We start from the raw sequence: 26,023 nt of genomic DNA on the forward strand, positions 1-26,023 counted from the left end.
AAATACCTCATAACTGGTCATGTATCCGGAGCCAGTTGAGGAGGATAATGCGTCCAAGTCAAGGAGACGCCCATGTACACCCCAGCAGCCTTTGCCGTCGACGACACCGCCGAACTTCACGCGATGATGCGGCAATGCCACCTTGCCACCTTCGTCACGGCGACGGTCGACGGCCCGATGGTCACGCCTTTGCCGCTGCTTCTCTCGGAAGGCGAGGGCGGGCTTGGCGTGCTGTACGGGCATCTCGCCCGGCCCAACCCGCAGTGGAAGGCCGGTGTGATCGGTCACGGGATGGCCGTGTTCATGGGACCGGACGCCTATGTCTCGCCGAGCTGGTATGCCTCGAAGAACGACCACCACAAGGTCGTTCCCACCTGGAACTATACGCTCGTGCAGGCCAGCGGCCCGGTCGAGTTCTTCGACGAGCCCGAGCGGCTGCTCGAGGTCGTCACGCGCCTCACCGGTCTGCACGAGAGCGGCCGCGGTCTCCCCTGGGCGGTCACGGACGCGCCGGAAGGCTTCATCAAGGCGCAGCTTCGCGGCATCGTTGGCCTGCGCATGCCCATCGCCACGCTGAAGGGAAAGCGCAAGATGAGCCAGAACCGGCCCGAAGCCGATCGTCTCGGTGTGAGGCAGGCGCTCGCCGCCAGCGGCGAGAGCAAGGACCGGATCGTCTCGGGCATGATCCCGACCTGACCGTGTCCGCACAAAGCTTGCCCCGGCGCATCGACCCGGATCGAGGCGCCGGGGGAAAGGCATAAACATTCCTTCGAAAGCAAAGCGTTACGGGCCAATCGCAGGCAGTCCCGTTGCATAATCCAGAATTGCGCCTATATTTTTGCCATCGACCATTGCGTGTGACGTCGTTGTCGAGCCATGCGCTCCCGGCGGAAATCCTCTCAACGAATCGATCCAATCCCGCAAGGTACCGCGGGAACCAACGATGCCTCGAAAGGACGTCGCCATGAATTCCGGGACCGTCAAATGGTTCAACGCCACCAAGGGCTTCGGCTTTATTCAGCCGGATGATGGCGGCGCTGACGTGTTCGTCCATATTTCCGCCGTTGAGCGGGCTGGCATGCGTTCGCTGAACGACGGCCAGAAGATTCGCTACGAAATTGTCCAGGATCGTCGCACGGGCAAGAGCTCGGCGGACAATCTGCAGGCGGGGTGAGCTTGACGCGCGCTGGCATTGGCCGCGGTTTGGCCCGGCAGCGCAGCGGGGACGACCTTGAAGGGCCGGGTCCGACCGGCCCTGTTTGATCGGAGCTTTCGACCATCGGATCGAGGGCTCGGGTGCCGGACAGCGCCCAACCAGAGCCCGCCAACCAGAGCCCGCAAGGGTGACCGGCCGGGAACGGGCGGACTGTCCGATAGCGGCTTCGTCCGAAGTCGCGCGCTTTGAACGAAGCGCATTGCCCGGAGCGAAGCGCCCGGGATGAGTACGACGCCGTCGCGTGTCGTCGTCCGCCTCCCCTCGGGGGCGAAGGTCAGGGGCCGGATCACCGAGCCGGATCAAGGCGGATGCAATCAGGAAAGGAAACAGCAGCCGTAGCTGCGTCAGGAGATATTTTGCAGGTTATCGTCAGGGACAACAACATCGAGCAGGCCATTCGCGTTTTGAAGAAGAGGATGCAGCGCGAGGGCGTGTTCCGGGAAATGCGGGCGCGCAGGGCCTACGAGAAGCCGTCCGAGAAGCGGGCGCGCGAGAAGGCGGACGCGATCCGGCGCTCACGCAAGCTGGCGCGCAAGAAGGCGCAACGCGAAGGCCTGCTGCCGGGGCCGAAGAAGAAGACCCGCGCGCGCTGATGGCGCAAGGGGCGTGCATTTTCGGAGGACGGTGATGACTGCCGGCAAGAACGATACCTTCAGGCGGACCAGGACGTCCGCGGAGGAGAAGGCCGCTCAGACAGATGCGGCAGCCAAGGACATCATCGCCGCCGAGGCGATCCAGCGCGCCCGCAAGACCGAACGGCTTCGCAAGCTTCGCGAGGCGCAGGGTAAGGACCTTGCCATTGCGGCTCCAGCGCGCCGGCGGACGTCGGCCGCTGCGAGCAAGAAGCCGGCGCCGTCACGCGCCCTGGAATAGCCGCGCGCCCTCGAGTAGATGTCCGCGCCCCGGGCATGACCCGCCCGCAATCGGCAATCTTTGGCGTGCCCGGCGCCCGCTTTCCACCCGACGGCGCCTGCCGTGGCGGGCGTGCCAGGGCGATCGCGCCGCGGCACAGTTTTCCCGACCTGAGCGTTCGGCCCCAAGGTCATCGCCGCCGGCGACAGCGGCGCACCTGGCCGCCGTCGGGAGGGTCGTCCTTTCACAAGTTGCTGTGTTTTCACATAGCTTTTCGATCACGGATGACGGCGTCGTCCGGCAGCATTGGAGCGCGCTGCGATGATCAAGCTTCGATCCATCCTTACCTGTCCCCATTGCGGCCATCAGGCCACCGAAACCATGCCCCCGGACGCCTGCCAGATCATCTATCAATGCGGCGGTTGCGGCGCGGTGCTGCGGCCGAACTCCGGTGACTGCTGCGTGTTCTGCTCTTTCGGCGACCTGCCGTGCCCGCCCGTCCAGGCGGCCGGCCGCCGCGCCGCGCCGCGCTCCAAGCCTTGACAAATCCGGCTGGTCATGCGCTTGTCCGCCCGATTTTCGCAAAGCGCGCGCGGGCGTCCCGCGCCGACCTCAGAGCATTCCAGGATAAGACAATGCACCGTTACCGCAGCCACACCTGCGCAGCCCTTCGCAAGGCCGATGTCGGCTCCACCGTCCGTCTCTCCGGCTGGGTTCACCGCGTCCGCGACCACGGCGGCGTGCTCTTCATCGACCTGCGCGACCACTACGGCATCACCCAGGTCGTCGCCGATCCCGACAGCCCGGCCTTCAAGGTCGCCGAATCCGTGCGCGGCGAGTGGGTGATCCGCGTCGATGGCCTCGTCAAGGCGCGGACCGAGGACACCGTCAACAAGCACATGGCGACGGGCGAGGTCGAACTCTACGCGCAGGAGATCGAGGTGCTGTCGGCGGCCCGTGAGCTGCCGCTGCCGGTGTTCGGCGAGCCCGACTACCCCGAGGACGTGCGCCTGAAATACCGCTTCCTCGACCTGCGCCGCGAGACGCTGCACAAAAACATCGTCAAGCGCACCCAGATCATCGGCTCGATGCGCCGGCGCATGGGCGAGATCGGCTTCACCGAGTATTCGACGCCGATCCTGACGGCGTCCTCGCCGGAAGGCGCGCGCGACTTCCTGGTGCCGAGCCGCATCCACGAGGGCATGTTCTACGCCCTGCCGCAGGCGCCGCAGCAGTACAAGCAGCTTCTGATGGTGGCCGGCTTCGACCGCTATTTCCAGATCGCGCCGTGCTTCCGCGACGAGGACCCGCGCGCCGACCGCCTGCCGGGCGAGTTCTACCAGCTCGACCTGGAAATGAGCTTCGTCGAGCAGGAAGACGTCTGGAACACGATGGAGCCGGTCGTCCGCGGCATCTTCGAGGAGTTCGCGGACGGCAAGCCGGTGACGCAGCAGTTCCGCCGCATCGCCTATGACGACGCGATCCGCACCTACGGCACCGACAAGCCGGACCTGCGCAACCCGATCGAGATGCAGGCGGTCACCGATCATTTCCGCGATTCCGGCTTCAAGGTCTTCGCCAACATGATCGCCTCCAACCCGAAGGTCGAGGTCTGGGCGATTCCGGCGCGGACCGGCGGCTCCCGGGCCTTCTGCGACCGCATGAACGCCTGGGCGCAGAGCCACGGCCAGCCCGGCCTCGGCTACATCTTCTGGCGCAAGGAGGGCGACAAGCTCGAGGGTGCCGGCCCGCTCGCCAAGAACATCGGCGAGGAGCGCACCGACGCGATCCGCACCCAGCTTGGCCTCGACGACGGCGACGCCTGCTTCTTCGTCGCCGGCGATCCGGCCAAGTTCTACAAGTTCGCCGGCGAGGCCCGCGCCAAGGCCGGCGAGGAACTGAACCTGGTCGACCGCGACCGTTACGAGCTCTGCTGGATCGTCGACTTCCCGTTCTACGAATGGAACGAAGACGAGCGCACCGTCGAGTTCGCCCACAACCCGTTCTCCATGCCGCAGGGTGGCCTCGAGGCGCTGGAAAACCAGGACCCGCTGACCATCAAGGCGTTCCAGTACGACATGGTCTGCAACGGCTTCGAGATCGCCTCGGGCTCGATCCGAAACCAGTCGCCGGAGCTGATGGTGCGGGCGTTCGAGAAGGTGGGTCTGAGCCAGGCCGACGTCGAGGAACGCTTCGGCGGCCTCTACCGCGCCTTCCAGTACGGCGCGCCGCCGCATGGCGGCATGGCGGCCGGCATCGATCGCATCGTCATGCTGCTCGTCGGCGCCAAGAACCTGCGCGAGATCACGCTGTTCCCGATGAACCAGCAGGCGCAGGACCTTCTGATGGGCGCACCGTCGCCGGCGACGACGACGCAACTGCGCGAGTTGGCGCTGCGGGTCGTGCCGCAGCCGAAGAAGGACTGATGATCCCTGCGGATCGTTCCTGATTAGGGAAAGGCCCGGCAGCGCTGCCGGGCCTTTTGCGCACCCGGCCATGTTGCAATGCAGCACGATCGAGTCTAAAAGAAGCGCTATTCGCCCCGGACCCGGTGAAACCCCGGGTGGCTCTTCTGGCCGCCGATCCGCCAGACAACGCAAAAGCATCAAACCAGTCACGTGCCGGCTGACCGCCGGTCTGGATGCACTACTCTTGCGAAGATTTTCATGAAAACAACGCTCTCGACCTACAAACGCGAATGGTTTTCCAACATCCGCGCCGATGTCCTCTCCGGCATCGTCGTGGCGCTCGCGCTCATCCCCGAGGCCATCGGCTTCTCCGTCATCGCCGGCGTCGATCCCAAGGTCGGCCTGTTCGCGTCCTTCGCCATCGCCTGTGTGTCGGCCTTTACCGGCGGCCGTCCCGGCATGATCTCGGCCGCCACCGCTGCCACCGCCGTGCTGATGGTGACGCTGGTGAAGGAGCACGGCCTCGAGTACCTGTTCGCCGCGACGCTGCTGATGGGGCTGATCCAGATCCTCGCCGGCATGGCCAAGCTCGGCCGCGTCATGCGCTTCGTCTCGCGCTCCGTCATCACCGGCTTCGTCAACGCCCTGGCGATCCTGATCTTCATGGCGCAGCTACCGGAACTGATCGGTGTGCCGAACCTAACCTATGTGATGATCGCGGCGGGTCTGGCGATCATCTACCTGTTCCCCTACGTCACCAAGGCCGTGCCGTCGCCGCTGGTCGCGATCGCAGTGCTCACCGCCGTCGCCTATTGGGGCGGGCTCGACCTGCGCACCGTCGGCGATCTCGGCGAGCTTCCCTCCGCCCTGCCGATCTTCGCGCTGCCGCAGGTGCCGCTCACGCTGGAGACGTTGCAGATCATTTTTCCCTATGCGATGGCGCTGGCCGCCGTCGGGCTGCTGGAATCGCTGCTGACGGCGCAGATCGTCGACGACATGACCGACACCACCAGCTCCAAGAGCCAGGAATGCATCGGCCAGGGCGCCAGCAACATCGCCTCCGGCCTGATCGGCGGCATGGGCGGCTGCGCCATGATCGGCCAGTCGGTGATCAACGTCACCTCCGGCGGCCGCGGCCGCCTGTCGACCTTCGTCGCCGGCGCCTTCCTGCTGTTCCTGATCCTCGTGCTCGACGACCTCGTCCGCGTCATCCCGATGGCCGCGCTCGTCGCGATCATGATCATGGTCTCGATCGGCACCTTCTCCTGGCGCTCGATCCTCGACCTGCGCCGCAACCCGCTGCCGTCCTCGATCGTCATGCTCGCGACCGTCGTCACCACCGTCGGCACGCACGACCTTGCCAAGGGCGTGCTGGTGGGCGTGCTGCTCTCCGGCGTGTTCTTTGCCGGCAAGGTCGCACGCCTGTTCCATGTCCGCTCCGTGCTCGACGCGGACCGCCAGACCCGCACCTACCACGTCGACGGCCAGATCTTCTTCGCCTCGACCGAAAGCTTCATCGCCGCCTTCGACTTTGCCGAGCCGCTGAAGAAGGTGTTGATCGACGTTTCCAACGCCCACCTTTGGGACATCACCGCCGTCGGCGCGCTCGACAAGGTCGTCCTGAAGTATCGCCGCCACGGCATCGACGTCGAGGTGAGGGGCGTGAACGAGGCGAGCGCGCATATGCTCGACCGCTTCGCCCTGCACGACAAGGACGACGCCGCCGTGCCGGCCGCGCACTGACCGCGGACAACCGCCCAAGGAAAAGGCCCGGCAAACTGATTGCCGGGCCTTTCGATTGTGGCAGGGGCGGATTGGCAAAGTCGGACCGGGCGGGAACAGCTCCGCAACAAGGCAGGGCTCAGACGCCGCGCTTGTTGCCCCACAGCAGCACGTGAAGCTGCGGCAGCACGCGCGCCTCGAACCAGCGGTCGGCGACGACCTTCTCCACCAGCCAGCGCATGCGCGCGTTGACGCCGTCGATATCGACGAGGGCGCTGTCGTCCTCGGGCGGCGGGGGCGTGTGGTTGCCCGGCTGCAGGTGCATCGCAAGGTGCGGATAGCGCGCGGCCACGCTTCTGGCAAAGGCATAGTCCGCCTCGTCGAACACGACGACCTTCAGCAGCGTCTGCGGCTTGCCCGCCGCGGCGCTGAGACAGGCATCGAACGCGTCCCAATCGGCTGTCATCGCGCTCGACGGCGGCTTCGGGCTCAGCACCAGCACGTCAAGCTCCGAAAACCAGTCCCTGGCAACCGATCCCTGCGTCTCGAGCGCGAAACGGTAGCCTTCGGCCTGGCCGCGCCGGATCAGGTCGGCGAACGGCTGGATCGCCGGATTGCCGCCGGACAGCGTGACCGTCAGCGGCCTGCCGCCCGACAGCCGCGTCACCTGCCTCCAGACCGCCTCGGTGGACATCGCCTGCCACTGGTCGCGGTACTGGCTGTCGACCGCGTGCAGGCTGTCGCACCAGGAGCAGCGGTAGTCGCAGCCGCCGGTCCGGACGAACACGGTCGGCACGCCGATCAGCGCGCCTTCGCCCTGGATCGTCGGTCCGAAGATCTCGCTGACGCGGATTTCGGCGTCGGGCTGGCTCGTCATGGCCGGTATTCCGCCCAGGTCTTGGCGGTCTCGCTCACGCGCACAGCGGAGGTTTCCGGCAGCCGTTCCTTGCACCAGTCGTAGAAGTGCTTGGCCAGGCATTCCGCCGTTACCCGGTCGTGGCCCAGCACGTCGTTGAGGTGGCGGTGGTCGAAGCATTCGTCGATATAGCGCTTCAGCGGCGCAAGCTCGTGATAGTCGCGCACGAAGCCGTGCTCGTTCAGGGCGTCCGCCATGAGTTCCACCTCGACCACGTAGTTGTGCCCGTGCAGGCGGGCGCACTGGTGTTCCGGCGGCAGGCTCGTCAGCTGGTGCGAGGCCGAGAAGTGGAATTCCTTGGTGATCCGGAACATCACTTCACCGCCTTCGCCGCAGGCCCGGCGGTGGCGGCGATCCAGAATTCCGGATCGTCGTAGTCGGTCGGGTCCTCGACGCCGGCGAGATGGAAGGCCTCGCGCCGTTCGACGCAGGTGCCGCAGCGGCCGCAATGCCGGTCGCCGCCCTTGTAGCAGGACCAGGTGGCGGCGAACGGGGTGCCGTGGCGGGCCCCGTCGGTGACGATGTCCGCCTTCGAGACGTTGACGTAGGGCGCATGGAGCTTCACGTTGGCGTAGCCCTCCAGCGCATGGTTCTGCATGGCCTGGAAGGCGTCGATGAAGCCGGGGCGACAGTCCGGATAAATGAAGTGGTCGCCGCCATGCACGGCGGTCGCGACGGCCTCGGCGTCCCGCGCCGCCGCCACCCCGAAGGCGATGGCGAGCATGATGGCGTTGCGGTTCGGCACCACGGTCACCTTCATCGTCTCTTCGGCATAGTGGCCGTCCGGCACCTCGACCTCGTCGGTGAGGGCCGAACCGGTCAGGCTCTGGCCGATGGCACGGATGTCGATGATCTGGTGCGGCACGCCCAGCCGTTCGGCGCAGGCGGCGGCGAAATTGAGCTCCTTGCGGTGCCGTTGGCCGTAGTCGAACGAGAGAAGCCCGACCAGCTCGTGCTCGGCTGCGACCTTGTGCGCCAGCGATACGGAATCCAGTCCGCCGGAGCAGATGACGATTGTCCTCATAGTCTGTTGTCCTTGTTTTGACCGGGTAGGCTGCGACCGGAGAGTGACCTGGGCGCTCTTTAGGGCAAAGCGCGGCCCAAGGGAATGGCAAACATCCTTCAGGTGTCCGCCATATCGTTGGCGGGGCGGGCAGGGACCGTGCCCCGCCCGCCATCGGGAAAACAGAAAGCCCGGGTCTGGCCCGGGCTTTCCGTTGTTGCCGTGGGGGCCGGTTACTGGTTCGCCGTCACCGTGACGCCGAGCACCTGCGGGATCGTGTTCGGCGCGCCCATGGCCGCCCCCATGATCATCGGGAATGGCACGGGCTTGGCCGGTGCGGCGCTGATCGTCAGGTTCTTCGGGTCGTCGAGATAGGTGTTGACGGCCTGCGCGATCTGGTTCTGCAGTTCGGGCATGTTGAGCTGGGCGATCATCAGCGGCACGAGGCCCTTGAGCGACTGGGCCATCTGCTCGCCGGACACGCCTTGCTCTGCGCCGACCACCTCCAGAACCTTCTTCGTCAGCGACGCATCGGCGAACCGGATCACGGCGCTGTCGAAGGTCAGTTGCTGCAGCAGCCCCATCATCGACATGCCGAGGGCCGCATTGGCTTCGTCCTTGTTCGGATTGGCCTGGTTGGCCTCCATCGCCTCGCGCATCGAGTGGATGAAGTCCATGGTGTAGCCGGAAATGGCGAAGGAAAGGTCGAGCCGGCCGACGTCGTTGAAGTCGAGCGCGTACTCCTCCAGGGCGAACTTGCCGCTTTCGAGCTCCCAGCTGCCCTTCATCGTGATCCGGCCGTCGAGGGTCTGCATGCCGAGCTTCTCGATGGTGTCCCGTGACTTCGGGTCCTCGATCTGGCTGAGGTCGGCCTTGATGTCGGAAAGCGTGGCGTCGTAGGTGAGCCCCCCGTCGTTTGCCATGCGCTGTACCGTCGCCTCGATGCCCGACATCGAGAACACCTCGGCGCCCTTGCGGGTAACGGTGACCGGGCCGGCGCTGGCGCTTTCGTAGAGGATGACCGAATCGAGCGACTTGCCATCGACCGTCGCCGGGATGGCCAGCCCGCCGATCGTCAGGTCCGTCGCCTTCACGGTGACGCCGTCGTCGGTCCGGTCGACGTCGGGAAAGCGGACGGTTTCGACGGTATAGCCGCCGCTGCCGTCCTCCTCGACGCCCTCGAGCGTGACGTCGCCCACCATTGCGGGCTCGCCGCCGGCCGGCGTTAACCTAGCCGCCTCGAGCGTGACGGTGTCGCCGTCGACGGCGATGTTGCCGTAGGAGACGGCGAAACCGCTCGCACCACTGGCCGCGTTCAGCTTGTTGACGAGGTCGGCGCCGTCGATGGCAAGGGCCGGGCTTGCGAGCGTAGCCAAGGCGACGCCGGCCAGCATCGTACGGAGGGTGCGTTTCTGGAACATGGGGTCCTCTTCTCTGGAAACCGGTGGCGAATGCCGTCCCGGGCAACTGGACGTGTGGTCGGCGGACTATATTCTCAATGGGTTAAGCGTCCATGGCGGCAGAGTGTAAATCTCGAAGGTTCCGTAATTGTGGCCGGCCGCCACGCCCTGCTATCCACAGCGCAATCGCCCGGATTCCTTGCCGCGAATCGGCATTTTCGGTAGTCAAGCCCAATGGGACAAGAGATTTTGCCGCCCTCTGGCGGAGACGACAACATCCATCCGGTCGACCTCAAGGCGGCGCTGGAAGAGCGCTACCTCGCTTACGCGCTGTCGACCATCATGCACCGCGCGCTGCCGGACGTGCGCGACGGGCTGAAACCGGTCCACCGCCGCATCATCCACGCCATGAGCGAGATGGGCCTCAGGCCGAATTCCTCGTTCAAGAAATGCGCCCGTATCGTCGGCGACGTCATCGGTAAGTTCCACCCGCACGGCGACCAGTCGGTCTACGACGCGCTGGTGCGCCTGGCGCAGGACTTTTCGCAGCGCTATCCGGTCGTCGACGGCCAGGGCAACTTCGGCAACATCGACGGCGACAATGCCGCTGCCTACCGCTACACCGAGGCGAAGATGACCGACGTCGCCTCGTTGCTGCTGGAGGGCATCGACGAGGACGCGGTCGATTTCCGCCCGACCTACAACGAGGAGGACCAGGAGCCGGTGGTGTTGCCGGGCTCCTTCCCGAACCTGCTGGCCAACGGCGCCTCTGGCATCGCGGTCGGGATGGCCACCTCGATCCCGCCGCACAACGCCCATGAGCTGTGCGATGCGGCGCTGTATCTGATCAAGAACCCGGGGGCGAGCGTCGAGGAGCTGATGTTCGACCCGGCGAACCCGCAGAAGGGCGGCATCGAGGGGCCGGACTTCCCGACCGGCGGCATCGTCGTGGAGAGCCGCGAGAGCATGCTGGAGTCCTACCGGACCGGCCGCGGCGGCTTCCGCGTGCGGGCGAAGTGGACGACCGAGGACCTCGGCCGCGGCGGCTTCCAGATCGTCGTCACCGAGATTCCCTATCAGGTGCAGAAATCGCGCCTGATCGAGAAGATCGCCGAGCTGCTGCTGGCGCGCAAGGTGCCGCTGCTGGAGGATATCCGCGACGAGTCGGCGGAGGACGTGCGCATCGTCCTCGTGCCGAAGAGCCGCAGCGTCGATCCGACGATCCTGATGGAATCGCTGTTCAAGCTGTCCGAGCTCGAAAGCCGCATTCCGCTGAACATGAACGTCCTGTCGATGGGCCGCGTGCCGCGCGTCATGGCGTTGAACGAGGTGCTGTCGGAGTGGCTGGCGCACCGGCGCGACGTGCTGCTGCGCCGTTCCCGCCATCGCCTTGCCGCGATCGAGCGACGCCTGGAGATCCTTGGCGGCTACCTCGTCGCCTATCTCAACATCGACGAGGTGATCCGCATCATCCGCGAGGAGGACGAGCCGAAGCCGGCGCTGATGGCGCGGTTCTCGCTCACCGACCTGCAGGCCGAGTCGATTCTCAACATGCGCCTGCGCTCGCTGCGCAAGCTCGAGGAATTCGAGATCCGCACCGAGTTCGACGCGCTGACCAAGGAGAAGGCGGAGATCGAGGCGCTGCTCGCCTCCGAGGCCAAGCAGTGGCAGACCGTCGCCTGGGAGATCGGCGAGGTGAAGAAGAAATTCGCCAAGGCGACCGAACTCGGCAAGCGCCGCACCCAGTTCGCCGACGCGCCCGACGCCGACGTCGAGGCGATCCAGCAGGCGATGATCGAGAAGGAACCGGTTACGGTGGTGATCTCGGAAAAAGGCTGGATCCGCGCGCTGAAGGGGCACATCGCCGACACCTCCGGCCTGCAGTTCAAGGAGGGCGACGCGCTCAAGGTGGCGTTCCCGGCACAGACGACCGACAAGATCCTCGTCGTCACCACCGGCGGCAAGGTCTATACGCTCGGTGCCGACAAGCTGCCGGGTGGGCGCGGCCATGGCGAGCCGCTGCGCATCATGGTCGACATGGAGAACGACCAGGACGTGCTGACCGCGTTCGCGCATGATGCGGGTCGAAAGGTGGTCATCGCCTCGCGCGCCGGCAACGGCTTCGTGGTCGCGGAGAGCGACATGGTCGCCAACACCCGCAAGGGCAAGCAGGTGATGAACGTCGCCATGCCGGACGAGGCGCTGTTGGTGGTGCCGGTCCGCGGCGACCACGTCGCCGTCGTCGGCGAGAACCGCAAGATGCTGGTCTTCCCGCTGGTGCAATTGCCGGAGATGTCGCGCGGCAAGGGCGTGCGCCTGCAGCGCTACAAGGACGGCGGCATCTCCGACGTGCGCTGCTTCGCCATGGCCGAGGGGCTGTCCTGGGACGACAGCGCCGGGCGCAACTTCGTGCGCAGCAAGGACGAACTGCTCGAATGGACGGGCGACCGCGCCGGCGCCGGCCGGACGGTGCCGAAGGGGTTCCCGCGCAGCGGCAAGTTCAGCGGCTAGCCGGTGGCTGCCCGATGCCCCGGCCGCGGGCCCGGGCAGGGAAGAACGCACGGTGCGCAGGGGCAACATTCCGCGCCGCTCGCGCCCGCAGCGACACCGGCGAGGTCGCCGCGTCTATCCCGCCGCCGGCTCGGCGACGGCGCCGCGCAGGGCCGCGATCCTGGCTTTGCTGCGCATCTGCCAGAGCGAGTGGGCGAGCAGCGCGGCGATCAGGATCGAGCCGCCGGCGATGGTCTGGCCGGACGGGCGCTCGGCAAAGACGATCCACACCCAGATCGGAGCCAGCACCGTCTCGAGCAGGTAGAACATGCCGACCTCCGGCGCGGACAGGAAGCGCGGCCCGGTGGCCAGGCACCAGAAGGCGAGCGGGATCATCACCAGCCCGTTGAACAGGATATAGGCCGGCTGTTCGACCGCAAGGGTGCCGCCCGGCAGCAGCAGCAGCGCAACAAGGCCGGGGACGATGGCGGTCACCAGCGGCACGAAGCCCATGTCGGCGCCGCTCTTGCGGCTGATGGTGATGGCCGCCGCCAGCAGCAGTGCCGAACAGGCCGCCATGGCATCGCCGAAGAGGTTGCCGCTCTCGAGCCCGTCCTGGACGATCAGGGCGACGCCGCACACCATCGCCGCCATCGTCAGGAGCGTCGCGTTGGACGGACGCTCGCCGAGAAACGCCCAGGACAGCAGGGCTGCGAACATCGAGGTGAAGGCGAGGATGAAGACGACGTTGGCGGTGGTGGTGTTGAATACCGCCAGCATGAAGGTCAGCGAGTTGATGCCGTAGAGCAGGCCCGCCAACAGACCGGCGCGCCCCGGTATTAGCGCAGCCGGGCGCTTGATGACAAAGCGGACGATCGACCAGACGGCGATGGCGACGACGAAGGTCGACAGGCTGCGGATGGCGAGCAGCGACCAGACCTCGCCCTGTGCGGAGCGGATCAGCGGGATGTCGAACGACAGGGCCAGTCCGCCGATGGCGGTGATCGTCAGGCCCTTGCGATGCAAGGCGGGGTCAAGAGCGGGTGGCACGCGAAAATCCGATTCTCAGTCTGAACTCTCGCCGTCATAGCGCTCCCAGCCGCGGGCAAGAAGGTGTTCCTGCGGCAGAAACTTGACCTTGTAGTCCATTTTCCGCGATCCCTTGACCCAGTAACCGAGATAGACGTGAGGCAGGCCGAGCGCCCTGGCGCGACGGATATGATCGAGGATCATGAAGGTGCCGAGCGACCGCTGTTCGCGCTCGGGATCATAGAAGGAATAGACCATCGACAGGCCGTCGCTCATCCGGTCGGTCAGGGCGACGGCGACGAGGTCGCCGCGCGGGCGTTCCTCGATCCCCGAGCCTTCGGTGCGCAGGCGGTATTCGATGATCTTCGTGTGGACATGGGTGTCCTCGACCATCATCGCGTAGTCGAGCACCGACATGTCGGACATGCCGCCCTTCTGGTGGCGATGGTCGAGATAGTGGCGGAACAGCGAGTACTGTTCGCTCGACGGCTCGGCCGGATATTCATGGGCCACCAGCCCGGCATTCCTCGACATTACGCGCCGCATCGAGCGAGTCGGTTCGAATTCGTCGACGAGGATGCGCACGGAAACGCAGGCCCGGCAGGTCTCGCAGGCCGGGCGGTAGGCGATGTTCTGCGAGCGGCGGAAGCCGCCCTGGGTGAGAAGGTCGTTCAGTTCCGGCGCGCGTTCGCCGACGAGATGGGTAAACACCTTCCGTTCCATCTCGTCGGGCAGGTACGGGCACGTCGCCGGAGCCGTCAGGTAGAATTGGGGGGCGGGTGTTGTCTGGGTGTTCATCTTCTGGCGCGCGACTCCAACCGGGCCTCACAAACAGTATCAGGATGGCGCAAGTGAGGAAAAGGTCAACTGCCCCGTTGGAACGGGACGCTTGCGGAGGTGACGGCGGCCCGTGCCTGTGGAAAAGCCCGCATCCGCCACCTTTCGGCGCTACAGGCTCGAGCGCCGGACCACGACGGTTCCGAGCAGGAGGTCGTGCAGCAGGCGGCTGCGATCGGTGAAGAGGCCGATCAGCAGGATGAACGGCGTCAGGATGGCGTTGCCGACCCAGAACAGCACGAGGTAGACGACCGAGGTGAGGAAATCCATCGGCCGGCCGTCGACGCGCATCACCGCAAGGTCCATCACGTTCATGCCGACGCTGGCCTGGTTCGGACCGCCGATCGTCAGGCCGAAATACAGCATGGCGACGATCACGAACAGGGCCGGGTACAGCATCCAGCCGAGCCCGAGCGTGATGATGCCGAGGAAGAACACGACCACAGCGGCCGGGATCCACAGCAGCGCGACGATGGCGTAGTCGATCAGGAACGCGAACACCCGGCGCGACAGCACGCCGCGATAGGCACGCCAGTCCGTGCTCGGCAAACGAACCTCGCCAAAGTTGCTCATCGGTCGCTCCTGTGCGTTTCCACTGTCCCTGATATGGGAAACGCCGCCACAAATGCAATGCGGCGACGTTCTGCGCGTCGCGCCCGGGCGGTTCAGGCCCTGGCCGACAGCAGCCGCGCAGCCTCGACCGCGAAGTAGCTGAGGATGCCGTCGCAGCCGGCGCGCTTGAAGGCGAGCAGGGTCTCCAGCATCACGCGTTCGCCGTCGATCCAGCCGTTCATCGCGGCCGCCTTGATCTGGGCGTACTCGCCGGACACCTGGTAGGCGAAAACCGGCAGGCCGAAGGCCTCCTTCATGCGCCAGCAGATGTCGAGATAGGGCAGGCCGGGCTTGACCATCAGCATGTCGGCGCCTTCCTCGACGTCGAGCGCGGCGTCGCGGATCGCCTCGGTGCCGTTGGCCGGATCGATATAGTAGGTCTTCTTGTCGCCCTTCAGCAGCCCGCCGGTGCCGATCGCCTCGCGATAGGGACCGTAGAAGGCCGAGGCGAACTTGGTCGCGTAGGACATGATGCCGACATTCTGGTGCCCGGCCGCGTCGAGCGCCTGCCGGATCACGCCGATGCGGCCGTCCATCATCTCGGACGGGGCGATGATGTCGGAGCCGGCGTCGGCCTGGATGACCGCGGCCCGGGCCACCTGCTCGACGGTCTCGTCGTTGACGATCTCGCCGCCGCGCAGGATGCCGTCATGGCCGTGACTGGTGAAGGGGTCTAGCGCCACGTCGGTGATGACGCCGATCGACGGCACGTGCCGCTTCAGCGCCCGTGTCGCCTCGTTGATCAGGTTATCGGCGGCGAGGCTGTTCGAGCCGGTCTCGTCGCGCAGGCCCATCTCGATGTTGGGGAAGGTCGCGAGCGCCGGGATGCCGAGATCGGCCGCCTCCCTGGCCGCCTCGACGAGGCGGTCGACGCTCATGCGGTTGACGCCCGGCATCGCCGCGATCGGCTCCACGACGTTGGTGCCGGGAACGACGAAGACCGGCCAGATCAGGTCGTCGACCGTCAGTTGCGTCTCCCGCACCAGCCGCCGCGTCCAGTCGGCCTTGCGGTTGCGGCGCATGCGGCGATGGCCGGTGATTTCATCGACGATGTTGGTCATGGACTTGTCCCTGCATTACGTTCCTGCGCTCTTAGCACGCAGCGCAGGCTTACCAAAGCCTGCCGGGCGAAGCGAATGCGGCACAAGGCCGCTCGCCCGACAATGAAGCTTTATGCGCAGGCACGGGCTGTTATTGTCCGCCCATGGTTTCTGATTCTCCGAACGTGCCGCGATGGACCCTCACGGACACGCTGTTCGTGCTCTTCCTGCGGCTGATGGCGGTCGTCTGCCTGTGGTTCGCGCTGCAGTACTGGGCCATGCTCACCGGCGTGTCGCTGGAGGGGAGGGGACGTTTCGATCTCCTGCCGAGCGCCTGGAAGGCGGCCGCGACCGCGCTGGCGGTGATGTATCCGGTCGCGGCGGTCGGATTGTGGCTGGTCGCCCCCTGGGGCGCGGTCGTGTGGGTTCTGGCGGCGGCCACCGAGATCGGCATGCACGAGTTCTATCCCTCCATCTTCGGCATCAACCGGCTGCTCGTCTTTGCCCATGTCGCGGTCGCCGTCGTCTATCTGCTGTTCCAGGCGGCGTTGTTCCTGCAGCGGCGCAAGCAGGCGCGGCAGGTAAGAAGTGATTTACCCTGAAACTGCGTCGCGAAAAGGTAAGGCGCTGTTAAGGCTGAGGTTTAAGTAGAATTTTAGACGCATTCGATAGTGTCTCACTCAAGGCGGGAAGAAAGACACCGCCACCAAAACAGTGAGGCAGAAACGATGAACACGAAGCTGAAGCCACAGGCCCCCGCAGTCGATCCGCAGGACGATGCGATCCGCAATCTCTACCTGGAATCCCTCCATCTCGTCGAGCGTCTGCACCGCCGTCTGCTCGACGTCATCAAGGACGAGTTCGACCGCGCTGGCCGCTCCGACGTCAACGCCGTGCAGGCGCTGCTGCTCTTCAACATCGGCAATTCCGAGCTGACTGCCGGCGAGTTGCGCTCGCGTGGCTACTACCTCGGCTCGAACGTCTCCTACAACGTCAAGAAGCTGGTCGACCTCGGCTTCATCAACCACCAGCGCTCGCGGATCGACCGCCGCTCGGTACGCATCAGCCTGACCGAGAGCGGTCAGGAGGTCGCCGAGACGGTCGCCAAGCTCTACGACCGCCACATCGGCTCGATCCAGAAAGTCGGCGGCATCGGCGAGAACGAGTTCAACGAGATGAACCGCCTGCTGCAGCGCCTCGACCGGTTCTGGAACGACTCGATCCTCTACCGCCTCTGATCGGGGTGCCGAAGCAGCAAGAGACGACCTCCAGCGTCGACAAAACCGGATGCGTCCCTGCGCGTCCGGTTTTCTGCTTTTGGCACGGTCCGGTCTCACGCAGGCGTGACCGCCGCATGCGTCCGGAACACGCTTTGGCCATATTGCTGTGACAGCGAATTGTGGGCCGCGGCCAGGCGCCGGCGGCATGGGCGTTTCCGTTTGTTAACCCTGTTTGTGCTAGCACCCGTGGAACATGGGCCTTTGATCGGCCAAGCGATTCGCGTGGGGCAAGCGCCGTGCTGTGCAATCGCCAGAGATTGGTAGGATAGATGTCTCGCAAGATCGGAATTGATGTGTACTCGCGCCGTGCCTTCCTGCGTTCGGCCGCGACCCTGGGGGCTGCCGCCGTCGCCGGCACCGCGAGCGCCCAGACCGCGATCGACGACATCCTCAACGCGCCGCGCCGCGGCAACTGGGACGACCAGTTCGACGCCAAGGCCTCGCGCACGGCGACTGCGGTCGTATCCAACAATCCGATCTTCGGGCCGGACTCGACCGTCCACATCCAGCAGGCGATCTTCGACTACCAGAACATCGTGTCTGCCGGCGGCTGGCCGACGGTCAACGCCGCGCAGCGGCTGGAACTCGGCGTCAGTGATCCCGTCATTCAGACGCTGCGCCAGCGCCTGATCATCTCCGGCGACCTGCCGCGCGCGGCCGGGATCTCGAATGCCTATGATTCCTACGTCGACGGCGCGGTGAAGCGCTTCCAGGCGCGTCACGGGCTGCCGGCCGACGGTGTCCTCGGCGAGTTCACGCTGAAAGCGATCAACGTGCCCGCCGATGTCCGTCTCGGCCAGTTGCAGACGAACCTCATCCGCATCCAGGCGATGTCCGGCGATCTCGGCTATCGCTACGTGATGGTGAACATCCCCGCCGCCTATATCGAGGCGGTGGAGGGCAACCGCGTGGCGTTGCGCCATACCGCGATCGTCGGCAAGATCGACCGCCAGTCGCCGATCCTGAACTCCAAGATCTACGAGGTGATCCTCAATCCCTACTGGACCGCGCCGCGCTCGATCGTCCAGAAGGACATCGTGCCGCTGATGCGCAAGGACCCCACCTACCTGACCCGCAACAACATCCGCCTGATCGACGCCAGCGGCAACGAGGTGGCGCCGGAGACGATCGACTGGTTCGCCGACAAGGCGCCGAACCTGATGTTCCGGCAGGACCCGGGCAAGATCAACGCGATGTCGTCGACCAAGATCAACTTCCACAACGAGCATGCCGTCTACATGCACGATACCCCGCAGCAGGGGCTGTTCAACAAGCTGATGCGGTTCGAATCCTCGGGCTGCGTGCGCGTTCAGAACGTACGCGACCTGTCGACCTGGCTGCTGAAGGACACGCCCGACTGGTCGCGCGCGCAGATCGAGGCGACCATCAAGTCGGGCTCCAACACACCGATCCGGCTCGCCGAGGAGGTGCCGGTCTATTTCGTCTACATCACCGCCTGGTCGGCCAAGGACCGGGTCGTGCAGTTCCGCGACGACATCTACCAGCGCGACGGCGTGGCCGAGCTGGCGCTGCAGACGAACTACGGCGTCGAGCAGTCAGCAGGCGCCGTCGAGCAGGACGCGCTGCCGCAATAGGCGCTTCCGGCCGCCGGGGGCTTAGTCAGGGCCGTGCGACCTTTCGGGTCGCGCGGCCCTTCTGCATTTTTGCCCCGTCCGGCCGCGGCGCGTCGTTTTTATTTCGCAGCCGGGCCGGAAATGCCGCAATCGGCACAGCGGATATTGCCCTTGCCATGCGAGGACGATAAACACCGTGCCACCGTTCCAAAGGAGCCTCGAGGATGAGCCTTTCTTCCACCACCGACGCATTCTTCAGCCGTTCGCTCGCCGATACCGATCCGGACATTTTCGGGGCCATCCAGAAGGAACTCGGCCGCCAGCGCCATGAGATCGAACTGATCGCCTCGGAAAACATCGTCTCGCGCGCCGTGCTCGAGGCCCAAGGCTCGATCATGACGAACAAATACGCCGAAGGCTATCCGGGCAAGCGCTACTACGGCGGCTGCCAGTATGTCGACATCGCCGAGGAACTGGCGATCGAGCGCGCCAAGAAGCTGTTCGGCGTCAACTTCGCCAACGTCCAGCCGAACTCGGGTTCGCAGATGAACCAGGCCGTGTTCCTGGCGCTGCTCCAGCCGGGCGACACCTTCATGGGCCTCGACCTGAACTCGGGCGGCCACCTGACGCACGGCTCGCCGGTCAACATGTCCGGCAAGTGGTTCAACGTCGTCTCCTACGGCGTGCGCGAGGGCGACAACCTGCTCGACATGGACGACGTCGCCCGCAAGGCCGAACAGCACAAGCCGAAGCTGATCATCGCCGGCGGCACCGCCTATTCCCGCATCTGGGACTGGAAGCGCTTCCGCGAGATCGCCGATTCGGTCGGCGCCTACCTGATGGTCGACATGGCCCACATTGCCGGCCTCGTCGCGGGCGGCCAGCACCCCTCGCCGTTCCCCCATTGCCACGTGGCCACCACCACCACGCACAAGTCGCTCCGCGGACCGCGCGGCGGCGTCATCCTGACCAATGACGAGGACATCGCCAAGAAGATCAACTCGGCCGTGTTCCCCGGCCTGCAGGGCGGCCCGCTGATGCACATCATCGCCGCCAAGGCCGTCGCCTTCGGCGAGGCGCTGCAGCCGGAGTTCAACGACTACGCCGCGCAGATCGTCAAGAACGCCAAGGCGCTTTCGGCGACGCTGATCGAGGGCGGCCTCGACATCGTCTCGGGCGGCACCGACAACCACCTGATGCTGGTCGACCTGCGCAAGAAGAACGCCACCGGCAAGCGGGCCGAGGCCGCGCTCGGCCGCGGCTACATCACCTGCAACAAGAACGGCATCCCCTTCGATCCGGAAAAGCCGTTCGTCACCTCGGGCATCCGCCTCGGAACGCCGGCCGGCACGACCCGCGGCTTCAAGGAGGCCGAGTTCAAGGAGATCGGCAACCTGATCGTCGAGGTGCTCGACGGCCTGAAGGTCGCCAACTCCGACGAGGGCAATGCCGCCGTCGAAGCCGCCGTGCGGGAGAAGGTGGTCGCGCTGACCGACCGTTTCCCCATGTACCCCTACATGTAAGGACACGGCATGCGCTGCCCCTACTGCGCTTCGGAAGATTCCCAGGTGAAGGATTCCCGTCCCGCCGAGGACGGAGCCGCCATTCGCCGCCGCCGCATCTGCCCGGATTGCGGCGGCCGCTTCACCACTTTCGAAAGGGTGCAGCTGCGTGAGCTGATGGTACTGAAGAAGACGGGCCGCAAGGCCCCCTTCGACAGGGACAAGCTGATGCGCTCGTTCGAGATCGCGCTGCGCAAGCGCCCGGTCGACCGCGACCGCATCGAGCGGGCGGTGTCCGGCATCGTGCGCCGCCTCGAAAGTTCCGGCGAGACGGAGATCTCGTCGGAACAGATCGGTCTGCAGGTGCTGGAGGCGCTGAAGGCGCTCGATGACGTCGCCTTCGTCCGCTATGCCTCGGTCTATCGCGACTTCTCGCATGTGGCCGACTTCGAAAAGACGCTAGCCGAGGTTGCCGCCAAGATCGGGCGCGACGCCGGCGAGGAGCCCTGAACGATGGCCGGCGCGGCGGACGACCGTCGGTTCATGGCCGCGGCGATCCGGCTCGGCCGGCGCAATCTCGGGCGCACCGCCACCAACCCCTCCGTCGGCTGCATCCTGGTCAAGGATGGCGTGGTACTGTCGACCGGGGTGACGGCGCCCGGTGGCCGGCCGCATGCCGAGCGCATCGCACTCGCAGCGGCCGGAGCGGCGGCGCGCGGGGCGACCGCCTATGTTTCGCTTGAACCGTGCTCCCATCATGGCAAGACGCCGCCCTGCGCCGACGCGCTGATCGCCGCTGGCGTCGCACGGGTCGTGATCTCGGTCACCGATCCGGACGAGCGCGTCGCCGGCCGGGGCATAGCCATGCTCGAGGCCGCCGGTATCGAGGTCGAGACCGGCGTGCTGGAGGCGGAGGGCCGGCGTGCGCTCGCCGCTTACTTGACGCGGCAGGTTAGCAAACGCTCATATGTTACTCTGAAGCTTGCCGTTTCCTCTGACGGGATGGTGGGCCGCCTCGGCGCCGGGCAGGTTGCCGTGACGGGGCCGGTCGCGCGCGGGCAGGTGCACCAGCTCCGCGCTGAGGCCGATGCGATCCTCGTTGGCATCGGCACCGTGAGGGCCGATGATCCCGAGCTCACCTGCCGACTGCCGGGCCTGGAGGATCGCTCGCCGGTGCGCATCGTGCTCGACCGCGACCTTCGGCTGCCGCCGGCCAGCAAGCTCGTGTCGACGGCTCCGTCCGTTCCCGTGATCGCCGTTGCGCTCGATCCGACGCACGCGAACGAGGCCTTCAATGCCCGCCGGGCGGTGCTGGACCGGGACGGTGTCGAGGTGCTGGAGTGCGATCCGCATCAGCTGGACGCTCTTCTCGCCGGGCTCGCCTCGCGCGGTATCTCCTCGCTGCTGGTCGAGGGCGGGGCGGCGGTGGCGCGCAGTTTCCTCGACGCCGACCTTGTCGACCGGATTCATCTTTATACAGGACCCCGTCCGATTGGCGATGGCGGCGTTCCATCCCCATGTGTGTCGGCGGCGATGCCGACGGGGTTCACGCGGGTGCGGACCATGCAGCTCGGCGCGGACCTGTTTGAAGAATATGAGAGAGGCTGAAAAGCATGTTTACCGGCATTGTCACCGATATCGGCACGATCGAGCGGGCTGAACCCATGAACGCGGGGGTGCGGCTGCGCGTGCGCACGGCCTATGACCCGGCGACGATCGACATGGGGGCCTCTATTTCCCATTCCGGCACCTGCCTCACCGTGACCGCCTTGCCGGAGCAGGGCTGCAACGATCGCTGGTTCGAGGTCGAGGCGTGGGAGGAGGCGCTGCGGCTGACGACCATCGGCGGCTGGGGGCCGGGGACTCGCATCAATCTGGAGCGGTCGCTCAAGATCGGCGACGAACTCGGCGGTCATCTCGTTTCCGGCCATGTCGACGGCAAGGCCGAGATCCTCGCGGTCGAGCCGGAGGGCGATGCCACCCGCTTCACCCTGCGCGCGCCGGCAGGACTCGAGCGCTTCGTCGCACCCAAGGGCTCGGTCGCCCTTGACGGCACCTCGCTGACGGTCAATGCGGTCGACGGCGACGTCTTCGACGTCCTGCTGATCCGCCACACGCTCGAGGTCACCACCTGGGGCGAACGCAAGGCGGGCGACTTCGTCAATTTCGAGGTCGACACCATGGCCCGCTATGCCGCACGGCTGGCGGAATTTCCAACGCCGCGCGCGAAATAGCCGGCCGGCGGGGAGTGCCGCCAGTCCGGCAACCTTGCGCAATCCAGGCGTGTTGACGGGTTCATCCAATGTGCCGATGGCCTACCCCTGTTGACGTAGATCGCGCCTCGGCCCGGACTTAAGAACACATTCAACCAAGGGCGGAACTGCGGCAGAATGCCGTTCTTCAGGTGCTTTGGCCGGTCGCGGCCAGCAGCGAGGAGCGGAGCCATGGCAGACATCGATCGGTCGTCGCAGCTGAATCGGGCGCGGCGTCATTTTCTCGGGGTAGCCGCGGCCAGCGGCGGCAAGCTTGCGGCGATGGCGGTGCTGGCGTCATCGGTTCTTCCCGGCACCGGCGCGTGGGCCTCCCGCAAGAACCAGGGCAGGGGCGGCAAGGGCGGCGGCGGGTCCCGCTGCTTCCTGCGCGGCACGGCGGTCCTGACGGCCAATGGCGAGGTCCGGGTTGAGGACCTGCGGGCCGGCGATCTGCTCCGCACCATCGATGGAAGAACGATGCCGGTCCGGTGGATCGCCCGCCAGAGCTTCCGCCGGTCGGGAGCCCGCTGGGAGCCACACGTGCTGCCGGTCAGGATTGCCCGCCACGCGCTCGACGATCGAACGCCGCATGCCGATCTCTATGTTTCGCCCTATCACTGCCTGTATCTGGACGGCGTCCTGATCCAGGCCAAGGACCTCGTCAACGGTACCTCGATCGCTCCGGCGCTTCCCGCCGCGCACCAGACGGTGGACTACTACCACCTGCTGCTCGACAGCCACGAAGTGGTTCTCGCCGAGGGCGCGCCCGCCGAGACGTTCCGGATCGAAGCCGCCAACCATGAGGCGTTCGAGAACTTCGCCCAGCTCGAGCGGCTCCTGCCGGAGGCCGCGACCATGACCATGACGTCGTTCGCCCCGGTTGTCCGCTTCCGCGGGCGCGACCATCTCAAGGCGCTGCTGCGCCTGTCGGTGGGGGCCTATCGGCGCGACGCCATCGGCAACGCCCAGGAACGGCTAGCGGCGCGCGCAAGGGCGATGGCCCCCTAGCTTGGGATCCCGCGACCGGGGTCGGCCGGGATGGCAGCCTCGCCCGGCGCGCCTGCTGCTGACCCGTTGCCGCCCGACGTCGCTGCCGCTAGGGCAACCTTCTGCCGCAAGGTTAGCCTGCATACACCTTTGGGAGAGGCTGCCCATGCGCTGCAACCTGACCATATCGGGTAGGAAGGCGACCTTATGACGACGTTCCACCTACGGTGAAAATCCTTCAGCATGGCATCACAACCCTAAGCAACCTTGAGAAGGAGACAGCCATGCCTAATAGCGAAGGGCCCTCCCAAATGAACAGGGCCCGGCGTCATTTCCTTGGTCTGGCGGCGGCGACCGGCGGCCGGATCGCAGCGCTCGGCGTGCTTGCCTCGTCGGTGCTGCCGGCCTGGGCCGGCGGCAGCAACTGGGGCAAGGGCCGGGGCGGCAAGGGCGGAAAGGGCGACGGATCGCTCTGCTTCCTGCGCGGCACGGCCATCCTGACCGCAAACGGCGAGGTTCGGGTCGAGGACCTGCGCGCCGGCGATCTGGTCCGGACCGTGACCGGCGAGACCGTGGCGATCCGCTGGATCGGTCGCCAGACCTTCAAGCGGACCGGCCGGGCCTGGCAGAAGGACGTGCTGCCCATCCGCATCGCCCGCCATGCGCTCGATGACAAGACGCCGCATACCGATCTCTATGTCTCCCCCTACCATGCGCTCTACATCGACGGCGCCCTGATCCGCGCCAAGGACCTCGTCAACGGATCCTCGATCACGCCGGCGCTCCCGGCCGGCCGCGACACGATCGAGTACTACAACCTTCTGCTGCCGTGTCATGGGGTCGTTCTGGCCGAGGGCGCGGGTGCGGAGAGCTTCCGCCCGGAGGGCGGAAACCACGAAGCGTTTGCCAATTTCGCCGAGTTCGAGCGGCTCGTGCCGGTGGCGCAGCGGGTACAGGCGCCGTTCGCGCCGATGCCGACCGTCCATGGCCGCGACCATCTGAAGGGCCTGTTGCGGTTGGGCGTACGCCCATTCGCACCGGCGCGCGACCCGATCGGCGATGCGCAACTGCGACTTGCCGATCGGGCGAGGGCGCTCGCCGGCTGACGCCCGGTCGCGGCGATATGTGGAATTGCGGCACCGCCGCCCAGTTAAAGGGATGACAGGACAGCCGCGGGAGCGGCTGTCCTGCGTTCGCGCGGTAGCCTTCGGGCGCGTCTCCGTCAGGGCCGGGGCGCGTCCTTGCCCGCGCCCGGCTCACCCTCCCAGTAGTCGACCGTGGCTTCCGCCCGGCCGATGAAGCGGAAGGACGCCCGGCCGCCGGCAACCGGGCGGGTCTTGGCGAGGAACTTGCCGGAATCGGGGTATTCGCAGATCTCGGTCGCGGCCATGGTCGAGATCGAGAGGTACTTGAGCGGCACCGCCCCGGTGTTGATCAGGTGGTGCGCGGTTTCCGGACCGCCGGCGGGGGCGCCCAGCACGTCGCCGGGGCCGACCTCGTAGCGTGCCGGTCCGAAGCGGTAGGTGCCGGTTCCCTCGAGGATGACGAACAGTTCCTCCTCGACATGGTGGTTGTGGAACGGGCAGCCCGACTTGCCTGGCGGCACCTCGCCGTAGCCGATGCCGAGGTCCTTCAGGCCCAGCAGCGCGCCGAAGGAGACATCGCGGGATTCGAAGAAGTCTCCTTGCGTCAGGTGGTCGAGTTCTAGCGATGTCGGATTGACGACGGGTTTTCTGGGGTCGGTCATGGTCAAACTCCGCGGGACGAAGCACCGCTCCAAGGCGGAACGCGCACCGCCTATGCGTAGTCCAGCCGGGGCACGGAATAAAGCGACGGGCCGGCCCGAATCGGCGGCGCAGACGCGAATTTCCTTGCCATCGGCGCCCCGTCGTGGTTTTACCGCGCCTCTGCCGCGACGAACCGCGTGCCTTCCTCCTCAATTGTTCGGGTGACCCATGGCTGATGCTGAAACCCCTCATCTCCTCATCGTCGAGGCCCGCTTCTACGACGACATGGCCGATGCGCTGCTGGATGGCGCCAAGGCTGCCCTCGACGCGGCCGGCGCGACCTACGACCTCGTCACCGTCCCCGGCGCGCTGGAGATACCGGCAGCGATCGCGATGGCGCTCGACGGCATGGACAATGGCAGTGTTCAGTATGACGGCTTCGTGGCACTCGGCATGGTGATCCGCGGCGAGACATACCACTTCGACATCGTTGCAAACGAATCCAGCCGCGCCATCATGGACCTCGCCGTCAGCGAGAGCCTGCCGATCGGCAATGGCATCCTGACGGTGGAGAACGACGAGCAGGCCTGGGCGCGCGCGCGCCGGACCGAGGGCGACAAGGGCGGCTTTGCCGCGCGCGCGGCGCTGACGATGATCAACCTGAAGAAGAAATTGGGCGGCGAATCGTGACCAAGGACAAAGCGGATCAGCCGGTGAAGCAGGCGAACCAGCGCGGCGCGGCGCGCCTCGCCGCCGTCCAGGCGCTCTACCAGATGGACGTCGGCGGGACCGGCGTGCTGGAGATCGTCAGCGAGTACGAGACGCACCGGCTGGGCCAGGAACTGGACGGCGACACCTATCTCAAGGCGGATCCCTCCTGGTTCCGTTCGATCGTGTCCGGCGTCGTGCGTGACCAGCGCAAGCTCGATCCGCTAATCGGTGGCGCGCTGCAGGACGACTGGGCGCTGTCGCGGCTCGATTCCACCGTGCGCGCGATCCTGCGCGCCGGCGCGTTCGAACTGCTGGAGCGCAAGGACGTGCCGGTGGCGGTGATCGTCACCGAGTATGTCGAGATCGCCAAGGCGTTCTTCGAGGACGAGGAGCCGAAGCTGGTCAACGCGGTACTGGACCGCATCGCCAGGCAGATCCGCGGCGAGAAGAAGGCGTAGGACGGAA

General features: G+C 66.2%; 28 protein-coding genes and 1 other annotated feature. Of the genes, 19 read left to right on the forward strand and 9 right to left on the reverse strand.

What is annotated here, in order from left to right; all coding sequences use genetic code 11:
* The first annotated feature begins 72 nt into the window (after window positions 1-72).
* From ACXAGF_RS07145 to ACXAGF_RS07175, 7 genes are all read left to right on the forward strand, one after another.
* A complete protein-coding gene (locus tag ACXAGF_RS07145; RefSeq protein ID WP_475015600.1) occupies window positions 73-696 on the forward strand; it encodes an FMN-binding negative transcriptional regulator in 624 nt (207 codons plus the stop codon).
* A 268-nt stretch (window positions 697-964) separates the two neighbouring features.
* On the forward strand, window positions 965-1,174 hold the full coding sequence (locus ACXAGF_RS07150; RefSeq protein WP_475015601.1) for a cold-shock protein: 210 nt from the start codon (window positions 965-967) through the stop codon (window positions 1,172-1,174).
* 398 nt (window positions 1,175-1,572) lie between these two features.
* Window positions 1,573-1,809 carry a 30S ribosomal protein S21 gene (rpsU, locus tag ACXAGF_RS07155; protein ID WP_475015603.1) on the forward strand — a complete coding sequence of 79 codons (237 nt, stop codon included), beginning with the start codon at window positions 1,573-1,575 and terminating at the stop codon, window positions 1,807-1,809.
* Window positions 1,810-1,843: 34 nt separating this feature from the next.
* The gene (locus ACXAGF_RS07160; RefSeq protein ID WP_475015604.1) at window positions 1,844-2,089 is read left to right on the forward strand and encodes a hypothetical protein; all 246 of its coding nucleotides are present in this window, start codon (window positions 1,844-1,846) and stop codon (window positions 2,087-2,089) included.
* 300 nt (window positions 2,090-2,389) lie between these two features.
* Complete coding sequence (locus ACXAGF_RS07165) at window positions 2,390-2,611, forward strand: GDCCVxC domain-containing (seleno)protein (protein ID WP_475015606.1); 222 nt, start codon at window positions 2,390-2,392, stop codon at window positions 2,609-2,611.
* Between the two features lie 92 nt (window positions 2,612-2,703).
* Entirely contained in the window at window positions 2,704-4,494 is a 1,791-nt protein-coding gene (gene aspS, locus ACXAGF_RS07170) for an aspartate--tRNA ligase (protein ID WP_475015607.1), read from the forward strand.
* Window positions 4,495-4,609: 115 nt separating this feature from the next.
* Window positions 4,610-4,665 (forward strand) — a sequence feature (sul1 is cis-regulatory element that is thought to sense ions involved in sulfur or methionine metabolism; They are found in Alphaproteobacteria).
* A gap of 69 nt (window positions 4,666-4,734) precedes the next feature.
* Window positions 4,735-6,219 carry a SulP family inorganic anion transporter gene (locus ACXAGF_RS07175; protein WP_475015608.1) on the forward strand — a complete coding sequence of 495 codons (1,485 nt, stop codon included), beginning with the start codon at window positions 4,735-4,737 and terminating at the stop codon, window positions 6,217-6,219.
* Window positions 6,220-6,337: 118 nt separating this feature from the next.
* Here the strand turns inward: ACXAGF_RS07175 and queE are convergent, their stop codons facing one another.
* From queE to ACXAGF_RS07195, 4 genes are all read right to left on the reverse strand, one after another.
* Window positions 6,338-7,075 carry a 7-carboxy-7-deazaguanine synthase QueE gene (gene queE, locus ACXAGF_RS07180; protein WP_475015610.1) on the reverse strand — a complete coding sequence of 246 codons (738 nt, stop codon included), beginning with the start codon at window positions 7,073-7,075 and terminating at the stop codon, window positions 6,338-6,340.
* Window positions 7,072-7,428: a 6-carboxytetrahydropterin synthase QueD gene (gene queD / locus ACXAGF_RS07185; RefSeq protein WP_475015612.1), complete on the reverse strand. Its 357-nt coding sequence runs from the start codon at window positions 7,426-7,428 to the stop codon at window positions 7,072-7,074. Before queD ends, queE begins: the two co-directional genes overlap by 4 nt.
* A complete protein-coding gene (queC, locus tag ACXAGF_RS07190) occupies window positions 7,428-8,138 on the reverse strand; it encodes a 7-cyano-7-deazaguanine synthase QueC (RefSeq protein WP_475015614.1) in 711 nt (236 codons plus the stop codon). Before queC ends, queD begins: the two co-directional genes overlap by 1 nt.
* Before the next feature lie 212 nt (window positions 8,139-8,350).
* Entirely contained in the window at window positions 8,351-9,538 is a 1,188-nt protein-coding gene (locus ACXAGF_RS07195; RefSeq protein ID WP_475015616.1) for a hypothetical protein, read from the reverse strand.
* Window positions 9,539-9,751: 213 nt separating this feature from the next.
* Here ACXAGF_RS07195 and parC point away from each other — a divergent pair, with 213 nt between their 5' ends.
* A complete protein-coding gene (parC, locus tag ACXAGF_RS07200; protein WP_475015618.1) occupies window positions 9,752-12,028 on the forward strand; it encodes a DNA topoisomerase IV subunit A in 2,277 nt (758 codons plus the stop codon).
* A 114-nt stretch (window positions 12,029-12,142) separates the two neighbouring features.
* Here the strand turns inward: parC and ACXAGF_RS07205 are convergent, their stop codons facing one another.
* The 4 genes from ACXAGF_RS07205 to hemB all read right to left on the reverse strand — a co-directional run bounded on the left by ACXAGF_RS07205 (window position 12,143) and on the right by hemB (window position 15,546).
* Entirely contained in the window at window positions 12,143-13,057 is a 915-nt protein-coding gene (locus ACXAGF_RS07205) for a DMT family transporter (protein ID WP_475015620.1), read from the reverse strand.
* Window positions 13,058-13,072: 15 nt separating this feature from the next.
* Window positions 13,073-13,834 (reverse strand): arginyltransferase, encoded by a 762-nt coding sequence (locus ACXAGF_RS07210; protein WP_475015622.1) that lies wholly within the window; start codon window positions 13,832-13,834, stop codon window positions 13,073-13,075.
* 150 nt (window positions 13,835-13,984) lie between these two features.
* Window positions 13,985-14,446 (reverse strand): RDD family protein, encoded by a 462-nt coding sequence (locus ACXAGF_RS07215; protein WP_475015624.1) that lies wholly within the window; start codon window positions 14,444-14,446, stop codon window positions 13,985-13,987.
* 92 nt (window positions 14,447-14,538) lie between these two features.
* The gene (gene hemB, locus ACXAGF_RS07220; protein WP_475015626.1) at window positions 14,539-15,546 is read right to left on the reverse strand and encodes a porphobilinogen synthase; all 1,008 of its coding nucleotides are present in this window, start codon (window positions 15,544-15,546) and stop codon (window positions 14,539-14,541) included.
* A 143-nt stretch (window positions 15,547-15,689) separates the two neighbouring features.
* On the opposite strand from hemB, the gene ACXAGF_RS07225 reads away from it, so the two are divergent.
* From ACXAGF_RS07225 to ACXAGF_RS07265, 9 genes are all read left to right on the forward strand, one after another.
* The gene (locus ACXAGF_RS07225) at window positions 15,690-16,127 is read left to right on the forward strand and encodes a DUF6163 family protein (protein WP_475015628.1); all 438 of its coding nucleotides are present in this window, start codon (window positions 15,690-15,692) and stop codon (window positions 16,125-16,127) included.
* Between the two features lie 126 nt (window positions 16,128-16,253).
* Window positions 16,254-16,763, forward strand: coding sequence for a transcriptional regulator LdtR (ldtR, locus tag ACXAGF_RS07230; RefSeq protein ID WP_475015630.1), 510 nt, complete (start codon window positions 16,254-16,256; stop codon window positions 16,761-16,763).
* A gap of 311 nt (window positions 16,764-17,074) precedes the next feature.
* Window positions 17,075-18,400, forward strand: coding sequence for a L,D-transpeptidase family protein (locus ACXAGF_RS07235; RefSeq protein WP_475015631.1), 1,326 nt, complete (start codon window positions 17,075-17,077; stop codon window positions 18,398-18,400).
* Window positions 18,401-18,603: 203 nt separating this feature from the next.
* A complete protein-coding gene (glyA, locus tag ACXAGF_RS07240; RefSeq protein ID WP_475015633.1) occupies window positions 18,604-19,902 on the forward strand; it encodes a serine hydroxymethyltransferase in 1,299 nt (432 codons plus the stop codon).
* Window positions 19,903-19,911: 9 nt separating this feature from the next.
* Window positions 19,912-20,391, forward strand: a complete 480-nt coding sequence (gene nrdR, locus ACXAGF_RS07245) for a transcriptional regulator NrdR (RefSeq protein WP_475015635.1) — start codon at window positions 19,912-19,914, stop codon at window positions 20,389-20,391.
* Between the two features lie 3 nt (window positions 20,392-20,394).
* Entirely contained in the window at window positions 20,395-21,489 is a 1,095-nt protein-coding gene (ribD, locus tag ACXAGF_RS07250) for a bifunctional diaminohydroxyphosphoribosylaminopyrimidine deaminase/5-amino-6-(5-phosphoribosylamino)uracil reductase RibD (protein ID WP_475015636.1), read from the forward strand.
* 5 nt (window positions 21,490-21,494) lie between these two features.
* The gene (locus tag ACXAGF_RS07255; protein WP_475015638.1) at window positions 21,495-22,115 is read left to right on the forward strand and encodes a riboflavin synthase; all 621 of its coding nucleotides are present in this window, start codon (window positions 21,495-21,497) and stop codon (window positions 22,113-22,115) included.
* Between the two features lie 210 nt (window positions 22,116-22,325).
* Window positions 22,326-23,141: a Hint domain-containing protein gene (locus tag ACXAGF_RS07260; protein ID WP_475015641.1), complete on the forward strand. Its 816-nt coding sequence runs from the start codon at window positions 22,326-22,328 to the stop codon at window positions 23,139-23,141.
* 290 nt (window positions 23,142-23,431) lie between these two features.
* The gene (locus ACXAGF_RS07265) at window positions 23,432-24,226 is read left to right on the forward strand and encodes a Hint domain-containing protein (protein ID WP_475015643.1); all 795 of its coding nucleotides are present in this window, start codon (window positions 23,432-23,434) and stop codon (window positions 24,224-24,226) included.
* A 116-nt stretch (window positions 24,227-24,342) separates the two neighbouring features.
* Here ACXAGF_RS07265 and ACXAGF_RS07270 read toward each other — a convergent pair whose 3' ends face one another.
* The gene (locus ACXAGF_RS07270) at window positions 24,343-24,867 is read right to left on the reverse strand and encodes a cupin domain-containing protein (protein ID WP_475015645.1); all 525 of its coding nucleotides are present in this window, start codon (window positions 24,865-24,867) and stop codon (window positions 24,343-24,345) included.
* Window positions 24,868-25,075: 208 nt separating this feature from the next.
* On the opposite strand from ACXAGF_RS07270, the gene ribH reads away from it, so the two are divergent.
* A complete protein-coding gene (ribH, locus tag ACXAGF_RS07275; RefSeq protein ID WP_475015647.1) occupies window positions 25,076-25,537 on the forward strand; it encodes a 6,7-dimethyl-8-ribityllumazine synthase in 462 nt (153 codons plus the stop codon).
* The gene (gene nusB, locus ACXAGF_RS07280) at window positions 25,534-26,016 is read left to right on the forward strand and encodes a transcription antitermination factor NusB (RefSeq protein WP_475015649.1); all 483 of its coding nucleotides are present in this window, start codon (window positions 25,534-25,536) and stop codon (window positions 26,014-26,016) included. The genes ribH and nusB overlap by 4 nt, the downstream gene beginning before the upstream one ends.
* The last annotated feature ends 7 nt before the right edge of the window (window positions 26,017-26,023 follow it).

Source organism: Mycoplana sp. ABR4_002 (assembly GCF_056159645.1).